18 protein-coding genes are annotated in these 20,381 nt (G+C 70.0%); 16 read left to right on the top strand and 2 right to left on the bottom strand.

The features are described 5' to 3' along the window. Window positions 1-6: 6 nt before the first annotated feature. From MRB58_RS21510 to MRB58_RS21570, 13 genes are all read left to right on the top strand, one after another. Window positions 7-1,056 carry an ABC transporter permease gene (locus MRB58_RS21510; protein ID WP_244782074.1) on the top strand — a complete coding sequence of 350 codons (1,050 nt, stop codon included), beginning with the start codon at window positions 7-9 and terminating at the stop codon, window positions 1,054-1,056. Next, a complete protein-coding gene (locus MRB58_RS21515) occupies window positions 1,056-2,078 on the top strand; it encodes a Gfo/Idh/MocA family protein (RefSeq protein ID WP_244782075.1) in 1,023 nt (340 codons plus the stop codon). Before MRB58_RS21510 ends, MRB58_RS21515 begins: the two co-directional genes overlap by 1 nt. Before the next feature lie 3 nt (window positions 2,079-2,081). Further along, the gene (locus tag MRB58_RS21520; RefSeq protein ID WP_244779125.1) at window positions 2,082-3,341 is read left to right on the top strand and encodes a ribulose-bisphosphate carboxylase large subunit family protein; all 1,260 of its coding nucleotides are present in this window, start codon (window positions 2,082-2,084) and stop codon (window positions 3,339-3,341) included. A gap of 1 nt (window position 3,342) precedes the next feature. Further along, entirely contained in the window at window positions 3,343-4,737 is a 1,395-nt protein-coding gene (locus MRB58_RS21525; protein WP_244779126.1) for a four-carbon acid sugar kinase family protein, read from the top strand. Window positions 4,738-4,797: 60 nt separating this feature from the next. Beyond that, the gene (gene nanR / locus MRB58_RS21530) at window positions 4,798-5,511 is read left to right on the top strand and encodes a transcriptional regulator NanR (protein ID WP_244779127.1); all 714 of its coding nucleotides are present in this window, start codon (window positions 4,798-4,800) and stop codon (window positions 5,509-5,511) included. Window positions 5,512-5,647: 136 nt separating this feature from the next. Further along, window positions 5,648-6,424, top strand: coding sequence for an HpcH/HpaI aldolase/citrate lyase family protein (locus MRB58_RS21535; protein WP_244779128.1), 777 nt, complete (start codon window positions 5,648-5,650; stop codon window positions 6,422-6,424). Further along, complete coding sequence (locus MRB58_RS21540) at window positions 6,424-7,467, top strand: NAD(P)-dependent oxidoreductase (RefSeq protein ID WP_244779129.1); 1,044 nt, start codon at window positions 6,424-6,426, stop codon at window positions 7,465-7,467. Before MRB58_RS21535 ends, MRB58_RS21540 begins: the two co-directional genes overlap by 1 nt. A gap of 102 nt (window positions 7,468-7,569) precedes the next feature. Beyond that, a complete protein-coding gene (locus MRB58_RS21545; RefSeq protein WP_244779130.1) occupies window positions 7,570-9,018 on the top strand; it encodes an extracellular solute-binding protein in 1,449 nt (482 codons plus the stop codon). Between the two features lie 63 nt (window positions 9,019-9,081). Continuing rightward, window positions 9,082-10,026, top strand: a complete 945-nt coding sequence (locus MRB58_RS21550; protein WP_244779131.1) for a carbohydrate ABC transporter permease — start codon at window positions 9,082-9,084, stop codon at window positions 10,024-10,026. Further along, a complete protein-coding gene (locus MRB58_RS21555) occupies window positions 10,023-10,853 on the top strand; it encodes a carbohydrate ABC transporter permease (protein WP_244779132.1) in 831 nt (276 codons plus the stop codon). The genes MRB58_RS21550 and MRB58_RS21555 overlap by 4 nt, the downstream gene beginning before the upstream one ends. Before the next feature lie 3 nt (window positions 10,854-10,856). Continuing rightward, window positions 10,857-11,939 carry an ABC transporter ATP-binding protein gene (locus tag MRB58_RS21560; RefSeq protein ID WP_244779133.1) on the top strand — a complete coding sequence of 361 codons (1,083 nt, stop codon included), beginning with the start codon at window positions 10,857-10,859 and terminating at the stop codon, window positions 11,937-11,939. Further along, window positions 11,936-13,915, top strand: a complete 1,980-nt coding sequence (locus tag MRB58_RS21565; protein ID WP_244779134.1) for a hypothetical protein — start codon at window positions 11,936-11,938, stop codon at window positions 13,913-13,915. The genes MRB58_RS21560 and MRB58_RS21565 overlap by 4 nt, the downstream gene beginning before the upstream one ends. Before the next feature lie 106 nt (window positions 13,916-14,021). Continuing rightward, window positions 14,022-14,480, top strand: coding sequence for a MaoC family dehydratase (locus MRB58_RS21570; protein WP_244779135.1), 459 nt, complete (start codon window positions 14,022-14,024; stop codon window positions 14,478-14,480). 280 nt (window positions 14,481-14,760) lie between these two features. On the opposite strand, the gene MRB58_RS21575 is transcribed toward MRB58_RS21570, so the two are convergent. Next, complete coding sequence (locus tag MRB58_RS21575; protein ID WP_244779136.1) at window positions 14,761-15,459, bottom strand: glutathione S-transferase N-terminal domain-containing protein; 699 nt, start codon at window positions 15,457-15,459, stop codon at window positions 14,761-14,763. A 178-nt stretch (window positions 15,460-15,637) separates the two neighbouring features. Next, window positions 15,638-16,150, bottom strand: coding sequence for a 2'-5' RNA ligase family protein (locus MRB58_RS21580; protein ID WP_244779137.1), 513 nt, complete (start codon window positions 16,148-16,150; stop codon window positions 15,638-15,640). A 250-nt stretch (window positions 16,151-16,400) separates the two neighbouring features. Between MRB58_RS21580 and aspS the strand changes: the two genes are divergently transcribed. The 3 genes from aspS to MRB58_RS21595 all read left to right on the top strand — a co-directional run bounded on the left by aspS (window position 16,401) and on the right by MRB58_RS21595 (window position 20,380). After that, window positions 16,401-18,206 (top strand): aspartate--tRNA ligase, encoded by a 1,806-nt coding sequence (aspS, locus tag MRB58_RS21585; RefSeq protein ID WP_244779138.1) that lies wholly within the window; start codon window positions 16,401-16,403, stop codon window positions 18,204-18,206. A 130-nt stretch (window positions 18,207-18,336) separates the two neighbouring features. After that, window positions 18,337-19,638 (top strand): sodium:proton antiporter, encoded by a 1,302-nt coding sequence (locus MRB58_RS21590; RefSeq protein WP_244779139.1) that lies wholly within the window; start codon window positions 18,337-18,339, stop codon window positions 19,636-19,638. A 79-nt stretch (window positions 19,639-19,717) separates the two neighbouring features. Next, on the top strand, window positions 19,718-20,380 hold the full coding sequence (locus MRB58_RS21595; protein ID WP_244779140.1) for a hypothetical protein: 663 nt from the start codon (window positions 19,718-19,720) through the stop codon (window positions 20,378-20,380). The last annotated feature ends 1 nt before the right edge of the window (window position 20,381 follow it).

Genomic DNA, 20,381 nt, shown 5'->3' on the forward strand with positions numbered 1-20,381 from the left:
GGCACCATGGATGCGGCGGGACCGGGCCGCGGCGTCAACATCGGGATGCTGCTCCTGAAGGGGCGCACCTTCATCGCGCTGATCGCGGTGCTGGCCTTCTTCTCGTTCGCGGCGCCCAACTTCCTGTCGCCGGCGAACCTCGTCATCATGTCCGAGCATGTGGCGCTGAACGCCTTCCTCGCCATCGGCATGACCTTCGTCATCATCACCGGCGGGATCGACCTGTCGGTCGGCTCGATCGTGGGCCTGTGCGGCATGGTCGCCGGCTACCTGGTGCTCAACGGGATCGACCTCGGCCCCATCGGCTACACGGTGTTCTTCAACACCTACGAGATCGTGCTGATCACGCTGTGCGTCGGCATCTTCGTCGGCTTCGTCAACGGCATGCTGATCACCAAGCTCAACGTGGCGCCGTTCATCGCCACGCTCGGCACGCTCTACGTCGCGCGCGGGCTGGGGCTGCTGTCGTCCGACGGCGGCACCTTCCCGAACCTCTCCGGCCAGGCCCGGTACGGAACCGACACCTACCCGTGGATCGGGTCGGGCTCGATCCTCGGCATCCCGTTCTCGATCTGGATGCTGATCGTGGTGGGCTGCGTGGCCGCCTACATCGCCCAGCGCACGCCCCTGGGGCGGCACATCTACGCCGTCGGCGGCAACGAGCGCGCGGCGGCGCTGTCGGGCGTGAAGGTCGATCGGGTGAAGCTCTTCGTCTATATGTTCTCCGGCTTCTGCGCGGCGATCGTCGGCATCGTCATCTCCTCGCAGCTCGTCGCCGCCCACCCCGCGACGGGCGAGACCTTCGAGCTGAACGCCATCGCCGCGGCGGTGCTGGGCGGGACCTCGATGTCGGGAGGGCGGGGGCGGATCGCCGGCACCATCGTCGGCGCCTTCGTCATCGGCATCCTGTCGGACGGGCTGGTGATGATGGGCGTGTCGTCCTTCTGGCAGACGGTGATCAAGGGCGTCGTCATCATCGCGGCGGTGGTCGTCGACCAGTTCCAGCAGCGCCTGCAGCAGCGGGCCGCCCTGCAGCGCCAGGCGGCGCTCGGTTGATGCTCACCGGCGCGCTCATCGGCTGCGGCTACTTCGCCGAAAACCATCTCCACGCCTGGGCCGAGGTCGCGGATGCCGCGATCGTCGCCCTCTGCGACACCGACGCCGAACGCCTCGCCGCCACCGCCGCGAAGTTCGGCATCGCCCGAACCTACCCGACCGTCGCCGCGCTGCTGGCGGCCGAGACGCTGGATTTCGTCGACATCGCCACCGGTCCGCGCACCCACCGCGCGCTGGTCGAGGAGGTGGCCGCGCACGGCGGCATCGCCATCCTGTGCCAGAAGCCGATCGCCAAGACGATGGACGACGCGCGGGCGATGGTGGCCGCGGCGGCCGAGGCGGGGGTGCCGTTCGCGATCCACGAGAACTTCCGCTGGCAGGCGCCGATCCGCGCCGTCAAAGCCGCGATGGACGAGGGGGCCATCGGCACGCCCTTCTTCGGGCGCTGCTCGTTCCGCTCCGCGTTCGACGTCTACGCCCGCCAGCCCTACCTCGCGACCGACGCGCGCTTCATCGTCGAGGATCTCGGCATCCACATCCTCGACATCGCGCGGTTTCTGTTCGGCGAGGTGGAGAGCCTGGCGGCGACCGTGCGGCGGGTGAACCCGAAGATCCGCGGAGAGGACGTCGCCACCGTCCTCATGCAGCACGCCGGGGGCCTCACCTCCATCGTCGACTGCTCGTACGCCACGGCGCTCCCGGACGAGCTGTTCCCGCAGACGCTGGTGGAGGTCGACGGGTCGGAGGGCACCCTGCGCCTCGCGGCCGACTACCGCCTCACCATCCACCGCCGCGACGGCGGGACGGAGGTTCGCGAGGCGCCGCCCCCGCCGCTCGCCTGGGCGGATGGGCCGGCGCACCTCATCCAGGCGAGCGTGCTGGCCTTCCAGCGCGATGCCGCCGCCGCTCTCGCCGCCGGCCGCCTGCCCGAAACGCACGGCGCCGACAACCTGAAAACCTTCGCCCTCGTCCAGGCGGTGTACCGCTCCGCCGAGGGGCCGATGACGCGATTGGAGCCCTGACCCGTGACCACTCTCATCGATCGCTTCGAGGCCGACTACATCCTGGAGACCACCGCCGATCCGGCAAAGGTCGCCGAAACGATGGCGGGCGAGCAGTCGAGCGGGACGTTCGTCAAGGTGCCGGGCGAGAGCGCGGAACTGAAGGCCCGCTCCGCCGCCCGCGTGAGCGCGTGCGAGGTGATCGCCACCGACCTGCCGCAAGCGCTCCCCAGCGCCGGGGTGGACCCGCAGCGGCGCGCCTCGCGGGCACGGGTGACGCTCTCCTGGCCGCTCGACAATATCGGCCCGTCGCTGACGAACCTCCTCGCCACCGTCGCCGGCAACCTCTTCGAGCTGCGGCAGGTCTCGGGTCTGCGCCTGGAGCGATTGCGCCTGCCGCCGGCCTTCGGCGAGGCGTATGCGGGGCCGGCCTTCGGCGTCGCCGGTACGCGCCGGCTGGCGGGCGTGGAGAGCGGGCCGATGATCGGCACCATCATCAAACCCTCCATCGGCTTCGACCCGCAACAGACCGCCGACCTCGTCGCCACCCTGTGCGCGGCCGGGATCGACTTCGTGAAGGACGACGAGCTGCAATCGGCCGGCCCCACATGCCCGTTCGAGGCGCGGGTCGATGCGGTGATGCGCGTGGTCGACGCCCATGCCGACAAGACCGGCAAGAAGGTCATGGTGGCGTTCAACCTCACCGGCGATCTCGACGAGATGCGCCGGCGGCACGACCATGTGCTGGAGTCGGGCGGGACCTGCGTGATGGCGAGCCTCAACTCGGTCGGCCTCGTCGGCATGGTGGAGCTGCGGCGCCACTGCGCGCTGCCGATCCACGCCCACCGCAACGGCTGGGGGTACTTGTCGCGGCACCCGTCGCTGGGGTGGTCGTACCCGGCCTGGGCGGCGCTGTGGCGCCTCGCGGGGGCGGACCACATGCACGTCAACGGTCTCGCCAACAAGTTCGCCGAGGCGGACGACAGCGTCGTCGAGGCGGCGCGCTCGTGCGCCGAGCCGCTGATCGACGGTGCGCCGATGACGGTGATGCCGGTGTTCTCCTCCGGGCAGACGGTGTGGCAGGCGCAAGGCACCTACGCCGCCCTCGGCTCGGCCGATCTCATCCATTGCTCCGGCGGCGGCATTCTCGCCCATCCCGACGGTCCGGCCGCCGGCGTCACGGCGCTGCGCAGCGCCTGGGAGGCGGCGATGGCCGGCACGCCGCTCGCCGAGGCCGCGGCGGCCGAGCCCGCGCTCGCCGGCGCGATGACGCTGAAAGCCTGAGATGGACACGCTCCCCCACCGCGTCCTCACGTTCTATGGCGACGACTTTACCGGCTCGTCCGCGGTGATGGAGGTGATGACCTTCGCGGGACTGCCGACGGTGATGTTCCTCGAGCCGCCGGACCCCGCCCGCCTGGAGCGCTTCGCCGCCTATCGCGCCATCGGCATCGCCAGCACCGCACGCTCGATGGGGCCGGGGTGGATGGACGCCCACCTCCCGGCGGCATTCGAGGCGCTGAAGGCGCTCGGCGCCCCCGTGGCGCACTACAAGGTGTGCTCGACGTTCGATTCGGCGCCGGACCTCGGCTCCATCGGACGCGCGATCGAGCTGGGCGCGCCCGTCTTCGGCGCCCGCGTCGTGCCGCTCGTGACGGCGGCGCCGCAGATCGGCCGTTGGCAGGCCTTCGGCAACCTCTTCGCCGCGTTCGACGGGGCCGTCCACCGCCTCGACCGGCACCCGGTCATGGCGCGCCACCCCGCGACGCCGATGCACGAGGCCGACCTCGCCCGGCACCTCGCCGCGCAGACCGAGTGGCCGACCGCCCTGATCGACCTCCTGGCGCTGAAGGCCGGGGAGGGCGTCGCCCGGCTGGGGGCCGAGCGGGCGGCGGTGGGCGAGGGCGATCCCCCCCGCATCGTCTCGATGGACGTGGTCGACGGCGAGACGCTGGCCGCCGTCGGAGCGGCGCTGTGGGCCGAGGCGGGACGGGGCGTGTTCGCGGCGGGGAGCCAGGGGGTGGAATATGCGCTCATCGCCCATTGGCGCGACGCCGGACTCCTCGCCCCGCCCGAGCCGGTGGCGCCGATAGCCGCGGTCGATCGGATGATCGCGGTCTCCGGGTCGGTCTCGCCGACCACCGCGGCGCAGATCGCCCACGCCGAGGCGCGCGGCTTCGCCGTCCAGCCGCTCGACGTCGCCGCCACGGTCGACGATGCGGCCTGGGTGACGGCGCTGGAGGCGGCCATCGGCGCGGCCTCGGCGGCGATCGAGGCGGGGCGCATCCCGCTGATCGTCACCGCCCGCGGACCGGACGACCCGGCCGTCGCCCGCTTCGACGCCGCGCTCGACCGCACCGGCACCGCACGCGGCGAGGCGGCCCGCCGGATCGGTCGCGGCCTGGGTCGCATCGTGCGCGAGCTGGTCTCGCGCCACCGCCTCACCCGCGCCGTCATCAGCGGCGGCGACACCTCCGGCTACGCGACGGCCGAGCTCGGCGTCTATGCCCTGTCCGCGCTGGCGCCGCTGGCGCCGGGCGCGCCGCTCTGCCGCACCTGGGCCGACGATCCGGCGTTCGACGGGCTGGAGCTGGCGCTCAAGGGTGGGCAGATGGGCGCGGCGGATTTCTTCGTGGCGAGCACTGGTCGTATGACTGACGCGCCGGCCGCGATGGCATAGGCCGGCGCCGATGGCGTGAAGGAGCGGGCAGGTGGGGACGAAGCGTTGAAGGAGCGGCGATTGGGAGACGAGCCGGGCGCGGAGCGGATCGTGCGGCGCAAACTCTCGGACCAGGTGTTCGAGCGGTTGCATGCGATGATCGGCGGCGAGCTGAAGCCGGGTGACGTGCTGCCCTCCGAGCGCGACCTGATGGAGCGCTTCGGCGTCGGCCGCCCGGCGATCCGCGAGGCGCTGCAGTCGCTCCAGAACAAGGGCCTCATCACCATCGCGCACGGCGAGCGCAGCCGCGTCAACGTCCTCTCCACCGACCTCGCGGTCGAGCAGATGAACGAGGTCGCGCGCCTGCTCCTGTCGACCGAGCCCTCCAACCTCGAATATCTCAAGCAAGCGCGCCGGCTCTTCGAGACAGGGGTCGTCGGCATCGCCGCGCGCAGTGCCGAGGCGGAGGATGTCGCCGACCTGCGCGCCCTCGTCGCCGAGCAGGAGAGCCACATCGGCGACGCGCCCGCCTTCGTCGCCGTCGACATGCGCTTCCACGTGCGCATCGCGGCGCTGACGGGCAACCCGATCATCGTCACCGTGAGCGACGCGATGCTGCGCTGGCTCTTCGAGTATCACCACTCGCTGCTGCACTGGTCCGGCAACGAGGACGTCACCCTCGCCGAGCACGCCGCCATCGTCGACCTCGTCGAGGCGCACGACGTGGACGGCGCGGTGGAGGCGATGCGCGCGCATCTGGACCGCTCGTCCGCGCTCTACGTGCATCGGTCCTGAGTGTCACACCGTGACCCAAAGAGATCGAAATTTCAGGTCGCTATACGCCTTGTAGGGGTTGGTCTACTGGTATAACCTCTCACGAAATTCACCGGCCGACCAATAATCAAGAGCCGGATATCAAGGGAGGGCAGCGTTGAGAGAGCGCTCGCTCAAGGAGATGACCCGAGGCGGGCTCGCCGTGGGGCATTTCATCGTCGAATTCGCCACCCCCGGCATCGGGCATCTCATGAAGAATGCCGGGTGTGACTTTACGTTGTTCGACATGGAGCACTCCGGCTTCTCGCTGGAGACTGTAAAGCACGCCGTGCGATACATGGAGGCCGCGCGCCTGCCGATGATCGTGCGCGCGCCGTCCAAGGACAGCCACCACATCGCCCGCGTGCTCGACATGGGCGCCGAGGGGCTGATGGTGCCGATGGTCAACGACGCCGCCGAGGCGCGCGCCGTGGTCGACGCGGTGAAATATTCGCCGGAGGGCAACCGCGGCGTGGCGCTCGGCATCGCCCACGACGGCTATCGCGGCGGCGCGGTGCTCGAGAAGCTGATGGCGGCCAACGCGCGCACCACCGTCTTCGCCCTCGTCGAGACGGCGTCGGGGGTGGAGAACGTCGAGGAGATCGCCGCCGTCGACGGGGTGGACTGCCTCTGGGTCGGCCACTTCGACCTGTCGGCCTCGCTCGGCATCCCCGGCGAGTTCGACAACCCGCTCTTCACCTCCGCGATCGAGCGCACGATCGAGGCCGCGCGCGCCAACGGCAAGGCGACCGGGCGGCTCGTCGGCTCGGTGGAGGAGGGCATCGCGATGCATGCCCAGGGGTTCGACCTCATCTGCTACTCGGGCGACGTCTGGGTGTTCACGCAGGCGCTGAGCGCGGCGGTGGACGAGATCCGCGCCGGGGGCCGCCGCTGATGGCGCGGCTACGGGTGGCGCTCTCGGGCGACTTCCGCAAGCCCGATGGCAGCCTGACCTTCCCCATGTTCGACCTGTCGCCCCTCGAGGACGATCCCGCCGTCGAGATGGTCTGGGTCGAGCCGGTGGACGGTGTCATCCCCGCCGCGGGGCTGGAGGGTTGCCACGGCCTCATCCTGCTGGCGCCGCGCTTCACGGCCGAATCGATCCCGGCCTCGGGGACGCTGATGGCGGTTGCCCGCTTCGGCGTCGGCTACGACAATGTCGACGTCGCGGCCTGTACGGCGGCGGGGATCGCCGTCGTCATCACCCCGTCGGGGGTACGCCGTCCGGTGGCGGTGGCGGTCATCACCTACATGCTGGCGCTGACGCAGAAGCTCGTCATCAAGGACCGCCTCGTGCGCGGCGGACCGGAGGGTTGGGCCCGGCGGGTCGACCACATGGGCACCGGCCTCGTCGGCAAGACGCTGGGGCAGCTCGGCATCGGCAATATCGGCGCCGAGGTCTTCCGCCTCGCCAAGCCGTTCGACATGCGCTTCATCGCCCACGACCCCTATGCCGACCCGGCCCTGGCGGCGGAGCTGGGGATCGAACTCGTCGGTCTCGAAGACGTGTTTCGCCAGTCGGACGTCCTGTCCGTCTCGGTGCCGCTGTCGGAGGCGACACGCCACCTCGTGAACGCCGAGCGGCTGGCGCTGATGAAGCCGAGCGCGATCCTCATCAACACCGCGCGCGGGCCGCTGGTGGACCAGAAGGCGCTCTACGCGGCGCTGATCGACGGCACGATCGCCGGGGCGGGGCTCGACGTCTACGAGATCGAGCCGGCGCCGGCCGACGAGCCGCTCTTCGGGCTCGATACGGTGATCGGCGCCCCGCATGCGCTGTGCTGGACGGACGAGTGCTTCGCCGGCAACGGCGCGGCCGACGTCGCGGCGATGAAGGCGATCGCGGCCGGCCGGGCGCCGGAGGGCGTCGTCAACCGCGACGTGCTCCAGAGCGCGCCGTTTCGCGAGCGCCTGGCGGCCTTCGCCGAACGCGCCTGAGCGATCCCGCGGCCCCTGCGGCCGCGGCACGAACTGACGGCCGCAGCAGACGGCCGAAGGCAGAAGCGGCCGCGCAACGACGGCCGAACAGGGGAGGACCACATGGATCGACGGCAATTCGTCATCGGCTCGGGGGCGCTCGCGGGGATGACCGCGGTCGGCTGGCCGCGCATCGCCAACGCGCAGGCGGCGCAGAAGGCGGTGGAGGCGGCCAAGCAGTATGCGGGGTCCGAGATCACCATCGTCTGGGAGGCGGGCCTCCAGGCGCTCGACCCGCTGAACTTCTCCGGCCCGATGTGGGAGGAGGCGACCGGCATCAAGGTCAACGTCGTCGAGGTGCCGACCTCGGAGATGTTCACCAAGATCCTGCAGGAGCACCGTGCCGGCACCGCCGCCTACGACGCGCTCAACGTCGTCCCGGCCTGGATGCCGGACCTCGTCCGCGCCGGCGCGCTGGAGCCGCTCGACGCTTACGTCGACAAGTACGGCTACCGCGAGGAGCTGCAGACGATCGCCCCCGTCTACCGCGACAACCAGATGATGGTCGACGGCAAGATCTACGGCCTGCCGGACGACGGCGACGTGCTGGTCTTCTACTACCGCACCGACATCCTGGGCGACCCGGAGCTTCAGGCGGCCTTCAAGGAGAAGTTCGGCAAGGACATGCCCGTCCCGCCGACCACCTGGGCCGAGTTCGACGAGGTGGGCCAGTTCATCACCGAGCACTCGGGTGGTGAGGTCTACGGCTCGGCCTTCATGCGTGAGCCGACCTACGGCTCGCTCTTCTTCCAGGAGCGGTTCCGGAACGAGGGCGGCAAGTTCTTCGATCCCGAGACGATGAAGGCGACCATCAACTCCGACGTCGGCGTCAAGGTGTTCACCGAGTGGGTGGCGGAGAACAAGTGGATGCCCGCCGGGGTCGAGACGTGGGGGTTCGTGGAGAACCTCGCCGCCTTCCTTCGCGGCGACACGGCGATGACCGTCTCCTGGCCGCCCTACGGCCGCTGGGCCGCCGGCTACGGCACCGACTCCGAGGCGCTGTCGTGGGTGCCGAAGTCGCAGATCGGCGGCAAGGTGGGCTACGCGATGCCCCCCGGCGGCCGCCCGCAGCTGGCGCTCGGCTTCGCGCTCTCGGTCTCGTCCGACTCGCGCAACAAGGAGGCGGCCTACCTCTTCCTGCAGTGGCTCAACTCGGCCGAGATCAGCCTGCAACGCGTGCAGCTCCCCTATGCCCTGCGCGACCCGTTCCGCGACAGCCACTTCGCCTCGGAGGAGTACAAGAGCCGCTGGCCCGAAGCGCCGCAGTACCTCGCCGCCCTGCAGGACGGTGCGGTGAACGGCCTGCTCGATCTCTCGATCATCCAGACCGACCGCTACGAGGAGGTGCTGCGCCAGTCCGTCAGCCGGCTGTGGTCGGGCGAGGACCCGAAGGCGATCCTCGACGATGCGGCGTCGCAGTGGGACAGCCTCACCGACCGCATCGGCCTCGACAAGCAGCGCGAGGCCTACGCGGCCTGGGCCTCCAACCCGGCGGCTTACCCCGACCAATGAGCCTCACCGCCACGATGATGCGGCCCGGCGCGCGATGCGTGCGCCGGGCGGAGGAGGGCGCCCGTGTCCACTGAGGCGAGCCGCGATTCCCTGACGATCCCCGGCGGACCCGGCGCACCCGGTGCCAAGCGCGCCCGGGTGAGCTGGCGTGCGCGCGGCTTCCGCTACTGGATGATCCTGCCGGCCGTCGCGGTGATCCTGCTGATCGGCCTGTTCCCGGTGATCTACACCGCGATGAAGTCGGTCCAGAACATCACGATGTTCGACATGGACACGAGCTACAACGGCTTCATCCATTACGAAGCGCTGCTGCACGACACCCGCTTCTGGAAGGCGCTCGGCCATACGCTGATCTTCGTGGCGATCGCGCTGCCGGTCGAGTTCCTGCTGGGCCTGGCGATGGCCTACCTCTTCGTCGACCGGATGCCCGGCCGGCCGATCTTCGTGACGCTCCTGGTGCTGCCGGTGCTGGTCTCGCCGATCGTCGCCGGCGCCACCTGGCGCCTCCTGTTCGACAACCGCTACGGCCCGATCAACCAGGTGCTCGGCTGGATCACCGGCGAGGAGGTGACGCTGCTCTGGACGGTGGATCCGAACCTCGTCTACCCGGCGATCCTGATCGCCGAGGTGTGGCAGTGGACGCCGTTCATGTTCCTGCTCCTGTGGGCGGCGCTCTCCAACGTCGACCAGAGCCAGATCGAGGCGGCCGAGCTCGACGGCGCATCCTGGTGGCGCACCTTCCGGCTCATCGTGATGCCGGCGATCTGGCCGGTGGTGGCGATCGCGGTGCTGATCCGCGCGCTCGACCTCTTCCGCCTGTTCGACGTCGTCTGGGCGCTCACCAAAGGCGGCCCCGGCACGATGACCGAGACGATCTCGATCTACGCCTACGTCCAGGGCTTCCAGCAGTTCGAGACGAGCTACACCGCCGCCATGGCCTTCATGATCATCATCATCCTGGCCGTCACGGTGACGATCATCCTGCGCAGAATCGAGATCGACCGATGAGGCTGCACCCCGAACGCGGCCTCGGCCTCGCCTTGCGATTCGTCGCGGCGCTGGCGGTGCTCGCCTTCTTCCTGTTCCCGATCTACTGGCTGGCGATCATCGCCTTCAAGACGCCGGACGAGATCTTCGCCTATCCGCCGGTGTGGTGGCCCGAACAGATCCAGTTCGCCAACTATCGCGTGCTCTTCAAGGACGGCGATGCGGAGACGGTGTTCAACTCGCTCTTCATCGCCGGCGTCTCCACCGTCATCGCGATGTTCCTCGGCACCATGTGCGCCTACTCGATCGCGCGCTTCCGCACCGGCGGCAACCTCTTCTCCGACTGGATCATCTCCAACCGGATGATCCCGCCGATCGTCATCGTCTTCCCGGTGTTCCTCTTGTTCGTGGCGCTCGGCCTCGTCGACACCTACACCGGGCTCATCCTCCTCTACACGGCGTTCAACCTGCCGTACGTGATCTGGATGATGCGCGGCTACGTGCAGGACGTGCCACTGGAGCTGGAGGAGGCGGCCCTCGTCGACGGGCTGACGCGCTGGCAGGTGTTCCGCAAGGTGGTGCTGCCGATGGTGCGGGGCGGGCTCTTCGCGACCGCGGTGTTCACCTTCGTCTTCGCCTGGAACGAGTTCATCTTCGCGCTGATCCTCACGCGCAACGAAGTGACGACCTTCCCCGTCCAGGTGACCCACTATTTCGGCGGCCAGTCCAACTTCTGGGCGAAGATCGCGGCGATGTCGATGCTCGGCACGGTGCCGATCTTCATCGTGGTCGCCTTCCTTCAACGCTACCTCGTGCGCGGCATCTCGCTCGGCGCCGTCAAGGGATAGGTTATGTCGCGTCTCGACATCCAGGGCCTGCACAAATTCTACGGCTCCATGGAGGCCCTGAAGGGCATCGACCTCACCGTGCCGGAGGGGGAGTTCTGCGTCTTCGTCGGCCCGTCCGGCTGCGGCAAGTCCACGTTGCTGCGCACCATCGCGGGCCTCGAGGAGGTCTCGAAGGGGACGATCGCCATCGACGGCGAGGTGGTGAACGACCTGCGCCCGCGCGACCGCAACATCGCGATGGTGTTCCAGAACTACGCGCTCTACCCCTACCTCTCGGTGTTCGAGAACATCGCCTTCGGCCTGCGCGCCCGCAAGGCGCCGGATGCGGAGGTGAAATGGCGCGTCGGCGAGGCGGCGGAAATGCTCGGCATCTCCCAGCTTCTGGCCCGCCAGCCGCGCCAGCTCTCCGGCGGGCAGCGGCAGCGCGTCGCCATCGGCCGCGCGGTGGTGCGCGACGCCCGGCTCTTCCTCTTCGACGAGCCGCTTTCCAACCTCGACGCGCAGCTCCGCGACGGGATGCGCGCCGAGATCAAGCGTCTGCACGGCGAGATCGGCAAGACCACGATCTACGTCACGCACGACCAGATCGAGGCGATGACGCTGGCCGACCGGATCGTCCTCCTGCGCGACGGCCGGATCGAGCAGCAGGGGCCGCCGCTGGAGCTGTTCGAGCGCCCGAAGACGCGCTTCGTCGCCGGCTTCCTCGGCTCGCCGCAGATGAATTTCCTGCCCGTGACGCTGGAGGGGGACGCGATCCGGCTCGCCGACGGACAGATCCTGCCGTGCCCGCCCCAGGCGAACGGCGCGACCGGGGCGATGGTGCTGGGCATCCGTCCCGAGCACCTGTCGCGGGCCGGCGAGGCGGCTCCGGCGCCCGGCAAGGGGCAGATCAACGCCCTCATCGACCTCGTCCAGCCCACCGGTACCCGCACCTACACCCAGTTCCGCATCGGTGACGTGGAAGTCACGGCCGAGCTGCCCGCCCACACGGTGGAGCGGCCGGGCGCGCAACTCCCGCTGACGATCGACATGGCCCGCACCACCCTGTTCGACGCCGATGGCCGCGCGCTAGGAGCCCCGCAATGATCGACGCCACCGCCGCACCGTCTCCCGCCATCGCCCGCTTCGGAACCGAGGAGCCGGTCGCCCCGCCGCGCATCCTGAAGGCCGGCGTCCTGGAGGCGCGACTGGAGGCCGGGAACCTGCGCTACATCATGATCGGCGGCGTCGAAGCGATCCGCGGCGTCGCCTTCCTGGCGCGCGACAGGAACTGGGGTACCTACAACGCCCGCATCGAGGACCTCGCGGTCGACGAGCGGGCCGATGGCTTCACGGTCTCCTACCGCGCCACGGTGGGCGACAGTGCGCAGAGCCTCTCCTACACGGCCCGGATCGAAGGCCGCGCGGACGGCAGCCTCACTTTCACGGCCGAGGGTGCGCCGGACACCGACTTCGTCACCAACCGGACCGGCTTCGTGGTGCTGCACCCGCTCGACGGGGTGATCGACCACCCGGTGCGGATCGAGCACACCGACGGCAGCGTCGAAGAGAGCCGCTTCCCGGTGGAGGTGAACCCGGCATGCCCGTTCGAGAACATCCGCGCGATGACGCACGAGATCCTCCCCGGCGTGTCGCTCACCTGCCGGATGGAGGGTGACGCCTACGAGATGGAGGACCACCGCAACTGGCTCGACGCCTCGTTCAAGACCTACATCCGCCCGCTCGCCAAACCGTGGCCATACACGATGGGGGAGGGCGAAGCGTTCCGGCAGTCGGTGACGATCACGCTCGAGGGAAAGGTGCCGGCTGCGACCGGCGGCACAGGCGGGCCGGTGACGGTGACGCTGGGCGCCGCGACGGGGACCGAAGTGCCGCGCTTCGGCCTCGCGGTGCCGGCGGCGTGGACGACCTCGGCGCTGGAGCGGGCGGACCTCGTCGCCGCGGCGAAGCCGTCGTTCCTCGTCTGCCACTTCGATCCGCGCGCCGGGCACGACCGCTCGACCATCGCCGAGTATGCGGCGCTGGGCGAGGCGGTCGGTGCGCCGCTGGTGCTGGAGGCGGTGGTGCCGTGCGAGGACGCCTCCGGCAACCCGACCGACGATCCGGCCGTCCTGACGCGCGACATCGCCGGCATTGCCGCGGCGGCGATGGGGTTCACCTTCTCGCATGTCGCCGTGTCGCCGGGCTCGGACCTGAAATGCACGCTGCCGGGAACGCAGTTCCCGCCGGCGCCGGACTGGTCGCGGCTGGTCGCCGAGACGCGGCGGGCCTTTCCGGGCGTCCCGGTCGGCGGGGGCATGTTCTCCTACTTCACCGAGCTGAACCGCAAGCGTCCGCCCAAGGGCACGTTCGACTTCGTGGGTCACTCCGGCGCGCCGATCGTCCACGCCGGCGACGACGAGAGCGTGATGGAGACGCTGCAATCGCTCCCCTCGGTGTTCCACTCGGTGCGCGCCTTCGCGGGGGCGACGCCGTACTGGATCTTCCCCATCGCGGTGTCGATGCGGATGAACCCCTACGGCGCGGTGCCGGCCGAGAACCCGGACAACATCCGCCAGGCGATGAACCGCATCGACCCGCGCGACCGGGCGCTGCTGGGGGCGGCCTGGTATGCCGGCACCCTCGCGGAGGCGGCGAAGGGCGGGGTCGACGCCGTCACCATGGCGGCGGTCGCGGGTCCCTCCGGGATCGTCAGCGCGCCGGGGGAAACGGCGCGGCCCTGGTTCGATGCGGCGCGGGCGGAGGTGATGCCGAGCTGGCACGTCGTCGCGCTGGCGGCGTCGCTCACCGGCCGCGCGGTGCTGGCGGCGGAGTGCGATCGGCCGGCAGCGGTCAAGGCGCTCGCGGTGGAGGGAGAGGCGGGTCCCGTCGTGGTGCTCATCAACCTGACGGGCAAAAGCGTCGACGTGACGCTTTCCGGCTGGAGCGGCGCGAACGGATGGATCCTCGACGAGGAGAGCCTCGCCGACGCATGCGCGGCCGCCGAGCCCTTGCCGACACACCCCCAGCCGACGCCGCTGACGCTGAAGCCATACGCCGTCGCGCGTCTGACGCGGGCATAGTCCCCCACGCCGGTGCCGTGCCGACGCAGGACGTTCGGTGCACGGCGCGCGGGCGCTTGCTCCCGGCCACGGCTGCGGTAGGACGTCCGCCAACAGGAGGAACTCGATGGCTGGCGTTTATTTCGACGAGCTGACGGTGGGGCAGGTGTTCCAGCACCCGCTGCGCCGCACGATCACCGAGGCGGACAACGTCTTCTTCACCGCGCTGACGCACAACCCCGCGCTTCTGCACCTCGACGAGGAATATTGCCGGACCGAGACCGAGTTCGGCCAGCGCATCGTCAACTCGTGCTTCACCTTGGGGCTGATGGTGGGCATCTCGGTCGGCGACACGACCCTGGGAACGGCGATCGCCAACCTCGGCTGGGACGAGGTGCGCTTCCCCAAGCCGCTCTTCCACGGCGACACGATCCGGGTCGAGACCGAGGTTGTGGACCTGCGCGAGAGCAAGTCGCGCCCCAACGCGGGGATCGTCACCTTCCTGCACCGCGCCTTCAACCAGAAGGGCGAGCTGGTCGCCTCGTGCAAGCGCTCGGGCCTGCAACGCAAGCGCCCGGCGGCGTAGTCGTCGCAGCGTGGCCCGAAGCGCCGTCCCACAGGCACGGCCTGGAGGATCGAGGCCGGGTCAAGGGCGCGAAGCGGGCGAAGCCTTCACCCTTGACGCGGTCTCGATCCTCCACAGCCTCGGGGGCTGCTGTTCAGCTCGGTCAGCCGCTCTTCGCGGCTGGATGATCTGAACGGCTGCCCGCCGGCGAGGCGGAGGGAGCTCGAGGGGGGAACCCCCCTCGATGCAGCGGCGCCACCGGCACCCGGCCGGGCGCTCCGCGGGGCGGTGCGGCCTCCGATCAGCGCGCGCGCTGGCCGAACAGCATCTTCTGCGCATCCTTGTCGGTCGCGAGGTTCATCTTGGCGCGCTCGTGCTGGCCGAGCGCCATCCCACGCTGCACGGCGGGGCGGGCCTTCACGGCGGCCAGCCAGCGCTCGACGTTGGGGAACTCGGCGATGTCCATCTTCTGGCGCTCCCAGCCGTTGGCCCAGCCGACGCAGGCCATGTCCGCTATGGAGTAGTCGCCGGCAATGAACTCGCGCCCCTGGAGGCGCTTGTTGAGGACGCCGTAGAGGCGGTGCGTCTCGTCGGTGTAGCGCTTCTTGGCGTAGGGCAGGTCTTCCGGCGCGTAGGTGTTGAAGTGATGGTTCTGGCCGAGCATCGGACCGAACCCGCCCATCTGCCACATCAGCCACTCCTCGACCTCGACGCGCTGGCGTTCGTCGGTCGGGTAGAACCGGCCGAATTTGCGGCCGAGGTAGAGGAGGATCGCGCCGGACTCGAAGACCGAGATCTCCTTGCCGCCGGGCCCGTCGTGGTCGACGATGGCGGGCATGCGGTTGTTGGGCGAAATCGCCAGGAAGTCGGGCTTGAACTGATCGCCGGCGCCGATGTTCACGTAGATCGTGTCGTAGGGCGCGCCCACCTCCTCGAGGTAGATCGAGACTTTGAAGCCGTTCGGGGTCGGCCAGTAGTACAGGTCGATGGGTTTGGTCATCTGTCCCTCTTCGCGCCGCTGGTTGGCTAGGCGGCTTTGGTCCACCGCGACATGGGGCGTCGCACGGGGCACGGCAATGCGTGCTATGTCACCCTTTCCCCAGTGTGCCCCCTCGCGCAAGCGCGAATGTGGTCGCAACGGGTTTGGCCGGTTCTCTCTGTCGGACGGTGGCGGTCGACTAGCGCCCCGCGAAGGCGATCGCGCCCAGCGGCGCCCAGGGGCCGCCGCGATAGGACCAGAGCTGCACCCCCTCGGCCACCGCCGTGAAGGGGACGAAGTCGCGCGACAGGTGCGCCTCGGTCGCGCGCGCCATCTGCGGCGAGACCTTGTTCTGCACCGTGACGTGCGGGCGGAAGGCCTCACGGTCCTGGCGGGTGAGCCAGGGTGCGAACCGCCGCGCCAACTCCGCCCGCAGCGCGATGAGCGGCGGTGCGGCGAGGCGGTAGGCGACCCCGCGGCCGAGCGGCATCGACCCCTCCACCGCGACCGGAAAGGGACGGCGCTGCGCCGCGGCGGCGACGGCTGCGACGACGGCGCGTTCCTCTGCGCCGGGGAGGGCGTGAAACAAGGTCAGATGGGCGGGGATGCGGTTCAACTCCGCCGGGAAGTGGGCGCGGCGCTGACTCTCGAAGAAGGCGGTGGTCTCCCCGTCGAGTTGCAGGGTCAGGATGATCGGGTCGGCGTCACGCATCGGCGTGCGTCCGGTCGGCGGCGAGGGCGCCCGCCGCGCCGGCCGCCGGTGGAGACCCGGCACAACCCGCTGCAAACCGGGCGGTTTCGGGGACGAGGCGTTGCCGTGGTCGGGCCTGATCGATCGTTCGCATGGTGCGGTTATAGGTGCTTTCGCCGGTGCGCAATGACCCGCGCGGGCGGCGCGGCGCTTGACAGGCGGGGCCTGGAGTGGCGAATGCGCGGGCGACTGTCCCCGGAAAGGCCCCATCATGCACCGCTATCGTTCCCACACGTGCGCCGCCCTTCGCGCCGGAGATGCCGGCACGACCGCGCGCCTGTCCGGATGGGTGCACCGCGTGCGCGACCACGGCGGCATCATCTTCATCGACCTGCGCGACCATTACGGCATCACCCAGGTCGTGATCGACCCGGATTCGTCGGCGTTCAAGGTCGGCGAGACGGTGCGCTCCGAGTGGGTGATCCGCATCGACGGCGAGGTGAAGCAGCGCGCCCCCGAGCTCGTCAACGCCAAACTGCCGACCGGTGAGGTGGAAGTCTTCGCCCGCGAGATCGAGGTGCTGTCGACCGCGCCCGAGCTGCCGCTGCCGATCTTCGGTGAGCCCGACTATCCGGAGGATATCCGCCTCAAGTACCGCTTCCTGGACCTGCGGCGCGAGACCATCCACAACGACATCGTCAAGCGCTCGAGGATCATCTCGTCGATCCGCCGGCGCATGGTCGAGCAGGGCTTCACCGAGTTCCAGACGCCGATCCTGACCGCGTCGTCGCCGGAGGGCGCGCGCGACTTCCTGGTGCCCTCGCGCCTCCATCCGGGCAAGTTCTATGCGCTCCCCCAGGCGCCTCAGCAGTTCAAGCAGCTCTGCATGATCGCCGGGTTCGACCGCTACTTCCAGATCGCGCCCTGCTTCCGCGACGAGGACGCCCGCGCCGACCGCTCGCCGGGCGAGTTCTACCAGCTCGACATCGAGATGAGCTTCGTCGAGCAGGAGGACGTCTTCCAGGCGGTCGAGCCGGTGCTGCGCGACCTCTTCGTCGAGTTCGCCGAAGGCAAGCCCGTCACGGACGAGTTCCCGCGCATCAAGTTCAAGGACGCGATCGCCAAGTACGGCTCGGACAAGCCGGACCTTCGCAACCCGATCGAGATGGCCGACGTCACCGAGCACTTCGACGGCTCGGGCTTCAAGGTGTTCGCGGGCATGATCGCCTCGGACCCGAAGGTGCGGGTGTGGGCGATCCCGGCGCCGGGCGGCGGGTCCCGCACGTTCTGCGACCGGATGAACTCCTGGGCGCAGTCGGAGGGGCAGAAGGGCCTCGGCTACATCTTCTGGCGCACGCCCGAGGGCGGCGGCGAGACGGAGGCGGCCGGCCCCATCGCCAAGAACATCGGCCCGGAGCGCACCGAGAGTCTGCGCAAGCAGCTCGGCGTGGACGCGGGCGACGCGGTGTTCTTCGTCGCCGGCAAGCCGGACCAGTTCTACCCGTTCGCCGGTCAGGCGCGGCTGAAGCTCGGCCGGGACCTGCAGGAGCTGTCCGGCGGCACCTTCATGAACGAGGACCAGTTCGCGTTCTGCTGGATCGTCGACTTCCCGATGTTCGAGTGGGACGAGGAGAACAAGAAGGTCGACTTCTCGCACAACCCGTTCTCCATGCCCCAGGGGGGCCTCGAGGCGCTGGAGACCAAGGACCCGCTCGAGATCGACGCCTTCCAGTACGATATCGTCTGCAACGGCATCGAGCTGTCGTCGGGCGCCATCCGGAACCACAAGCCGGAGATCATGAAGAAGGCGTTCGCCATCGCCGGCTACGACGAGCAGGTGCTGCACGACAAGTTCGGCGGCATGCTCTCGGCGCTGGAGTATGGCGCGCCGCCGCACGGCGGCATCGCGCCGGGGATCGACCGCATCGTCATGCTGCTGTGCGGGCGGGAGAACCTGCGCGACGTGACGCTGTTCCCGATGAACCAGCGCGCCGAAGATCTGATGATGAGCGCCCCGTCCGAAGTGACGCCGGCGCAGCTTCGCGAGCTGCACATCCGCCTTAACCTGCCGAACTGACGGGGCGGGCGGCCGCCCCGGGGCCGGCGCACGCCCGGCCCTCGCACCTGCCGACCCTTGCGCCCGCCGGGCGTTCGCCCCACGCTGGCGGCCGCCGCGGCGCACTCGCTGCACAACGACCGCTTGGGGCATGGACACGACCGACCTCCTGATCGTCGCCCTCGGGGTGTTCCTCTACGGCCTGTTCTCGCGCTGGGGTGAGCGCGGGTCGCTCACCGGGCCGATGGTGTTCTGCGCCTTCGGCCTCGTCTGCGGCCCGGCCTTCCTCGACTTGGTCGACGTCGCGGTCGACGGCGGCGTGATGCACACGCTCGCCGAGTTGACGCTGGTGCTCGTTCTCTTCACCGACGCCGCTCGGATCGACGTGTCCCGCCTCGGCACCGAGCACAACGTGCCGCTGCGCCTCTTGGGCGTCGGCTTGCCGGTGACCATGATCCTGGGCACCGCTGCCGCGCTTCTGCTGTTTCCGGCGATGGAGCTGTGGGAGGCCGCCGTTCTGGGCGTCATCCTGTCCCCGACGGACGCCGCCCTCGGCCAGGCAGTGGTGACCAATCCCGCCGTCCCGGTCCGGGTGCGTCAGGCGCTCAACGTCGAGAGTGGGCTCAACGACGGGCTCGCCTTCCCGGTTCTCCTCATCGTCCTCTCGCTGGCGGTGGAGGAAGAGGCCGCGCGGGGGCTGGGGGCGTGGGCGCTGTTCGTCGCCGGCCAGCTGGCGCTGGGGCCGCTGGCGGGGCTCGCGGTCGGCGTCGTCGGCTCCTCGTGCGTCGAATGGGCGGCGCGGCGCGGCGACATGAACCGCGCCTTCGTGCAGATCTCGGTGCTCAGCCTCGCGCTCCTGGCGTTCGGCACGGCGGAGGTGATCGGCGGCAACGGCTTCATCGCCGCCTTCGTCGCCGGCGTGGTGGTCGGCACCCGCTCGCGCACGCTGCTGGACGCGGTAGAGGATTTCGGCGAGACCGAGGGGCAGCTCCTCAATCTCGTCGTCTTCCTCCTCTTCGGCGCCGTGCTGGTGCCGACCTTGATCGACACGCTCACCGCCGCTCATGTCCTCTACGCGGTCCTTTCGCTCACCCTCGTGCGCATGGGCCCGGTGGCGCTGTGTCTGATCGGCACGCGGCTGACGGCGGTCACGGTGGCGTTCATCGGCTGGTTCGGGCCCCGCGGGCTCGCCTCCATCCTTTATGTGCTCATCATCACCGAGGGGGCGGGGGAAGGTCTGGCCGGGCTCTCCGAGATCGTCAGCGTCGCCTATCTGACCGTGGTCCTCTCCATCGTGGCGCATGGGGTGAGCGCGTCGCCGTTCGCCGCGTGGTACGCCCGGCACATCCGCGGCCGTGAAGACGCCGATGCCGAGCACAACGCGGTCCTCGCCTTCCCGACGCGGTCGAAGCCGCGCCACGGGGCCGCGGGCGCGGCCGATTCATCTCCCTGAACCTCAGCTAAAGAGCTCATTGCGACTTCATTCAGTCCGCGCGGCATAGGGTCGTCCCAACGAACCGGGAGTGAAGCTCATGCACCGACTGACTGTCACCACGCTGGCCGCCCTCATGCTGATCCCGACGAGCGCGGCGATGGCGGACACCCGCCTGCCGGCCTCGGTCGCCGGCCATGGCGCCGAGGCGGTCCAGCTCGCCCAATATGGCGGCAACCGCCAGGATGCGCGGCGCGAGATCGAGGCGCTGCGCGAGGAGAACGCGCAACTGCGGGCCGAGCGCGACGCGATGGCGGCGCGCGACCACGGCCGCGGCCGTCACCGTGGCGCCGAGCTGCGCAGCGAGATCGACGCGCTGGAGCGCCGCAACGCCGCGCTGGAGCGGTCGCTGCGGGAGCGCACCGCGCAGCTCGACGAGGTCGCCGCCCGCGACCGCGACCGTGCCGCGCAGATCCACCAGTTGCAGCGCGCCATGTCCGAGCGGGCCGAAAAGATCGGCCACCTCGAGACGGTGCTGGCCGAGACGCGCGACACGCTCGCCGAGCGCGACCAGCAGGTCGAGCGCTTCCAGGCGATCATGGATCGCATCCGCGATCGGCGCGAGGACGGCGGCCCCATGCGCGACCGCGTCGAGCGCCTGCAGGAGCGCCTCGCCCAGCGCGAGCAGGAGATCGCCCGCATGCAGGCCGCGCTCGACCGGTTCGAGCGGCGCCAGGACACCCGCTGGCGCCCGACGAACTGAC

This window comes from Acuticoccus sp. I52.16.1 (assembly GCF_022865125.1).
Lineage (GTDB): Bacteria > Pseudomonadota > Alphaproteobacteria > Rhizobiales > Amorphaceae > Acuticoccus.

Coding starts and splice junctions, on each gene's coding strand:
- aspS (WP_244779138.1), top strand. CDS start 16,401: ATGCACCGCTATCGTTCCCACACGTGCGCCGCCCTTCGCGCCGGAGAT.
- MRB58_RS21515 (WP_244782075.1), top strand. CDS start 1,056: ATGCTCACCGGCGCGCTCATCGGCTGCGGCTACTTCGCCGAAAACCAT.
- MRB58_RS21575 (WP_244779136.1), bottom strand. CDS start 15,459: ATGACCAAACCCATCGACCTGTACTACTGGCCGACCCCGAACGGCTTC.
- MRB58_RS21540 (WP_244779129.1), top strand. CDS start 6,424: ATGGCGCGGCTACGGGTGGCGCTCTCGGGCGACTTCCGCAAGCCCGAT.
- MRB58_RS21580 (WP_244779137.1), bottom strand. CDS start 16,150: ATGCGTGACGCCGACCCGATCATCCTGACCCTGCAACTCGACGGGGAG.
- MRB58_RS21595 (WP_244779140.1), top strand. CDS start 19,718: ATGCACCGACTGACTGTCACCACGCTGGCCGCCCTCATGCTGATCCCG.
- MRB58_RS21570 (WP_244779135.1), top strand. CDS start 14,022: ATGGCTGGCGTTTATTTCGACGAGCTGACGGTGGGGCAGGTGTTCCAG.
- MRB58_RS21555 (WP_244779132.1), top strand. CDS start 10,023: ATGAGGCTGCACCCCGAACGCGGCCTCGGCCTCGCCTTGCGATTCGTC.
- MRB58_RS21545 (WP_244779130.1), top strand. CDS start 7,570: ATGGATCGACGGCAATTCGTCATCGGCTCGGGGGCGCTCGCGGGGATG.
- MRB58_RS21510 (WP_244782074.1), top strand. CDS start 7: ATGGATGCGGCGGGACCGGGCCGCGGCGTCAACATCGGGATGCTGCTC.
- MRB58_RS21560 (WP_244779133.1), top strand. CDS start 10,857: ATGTCGCGTCTCGACATCCAGGGCCTGCACAAATTCTACGGCTCCATG.
- MRB58_RS21525 (WP_244779126.1), top strand. CDS start 3,343: ATGGACACGCTCCCCCACCGCGTCCTCACGTTCTATGGCGACGACTTT.
- MRB58_RS21565 (WP_244779134.1), top strand. CDS start 11,936: ATGATCGACGCCACCGCCGCACCGTCTCCCGCCATCGCCCGCTTCGGA.
- MRB58_RS21590 (WP_244779139.1), top strand. CDS start 18,337: ATGGACACGACCGACCTCCTGATCGTCGCCCTCGGGGTGTTCCTCTAC.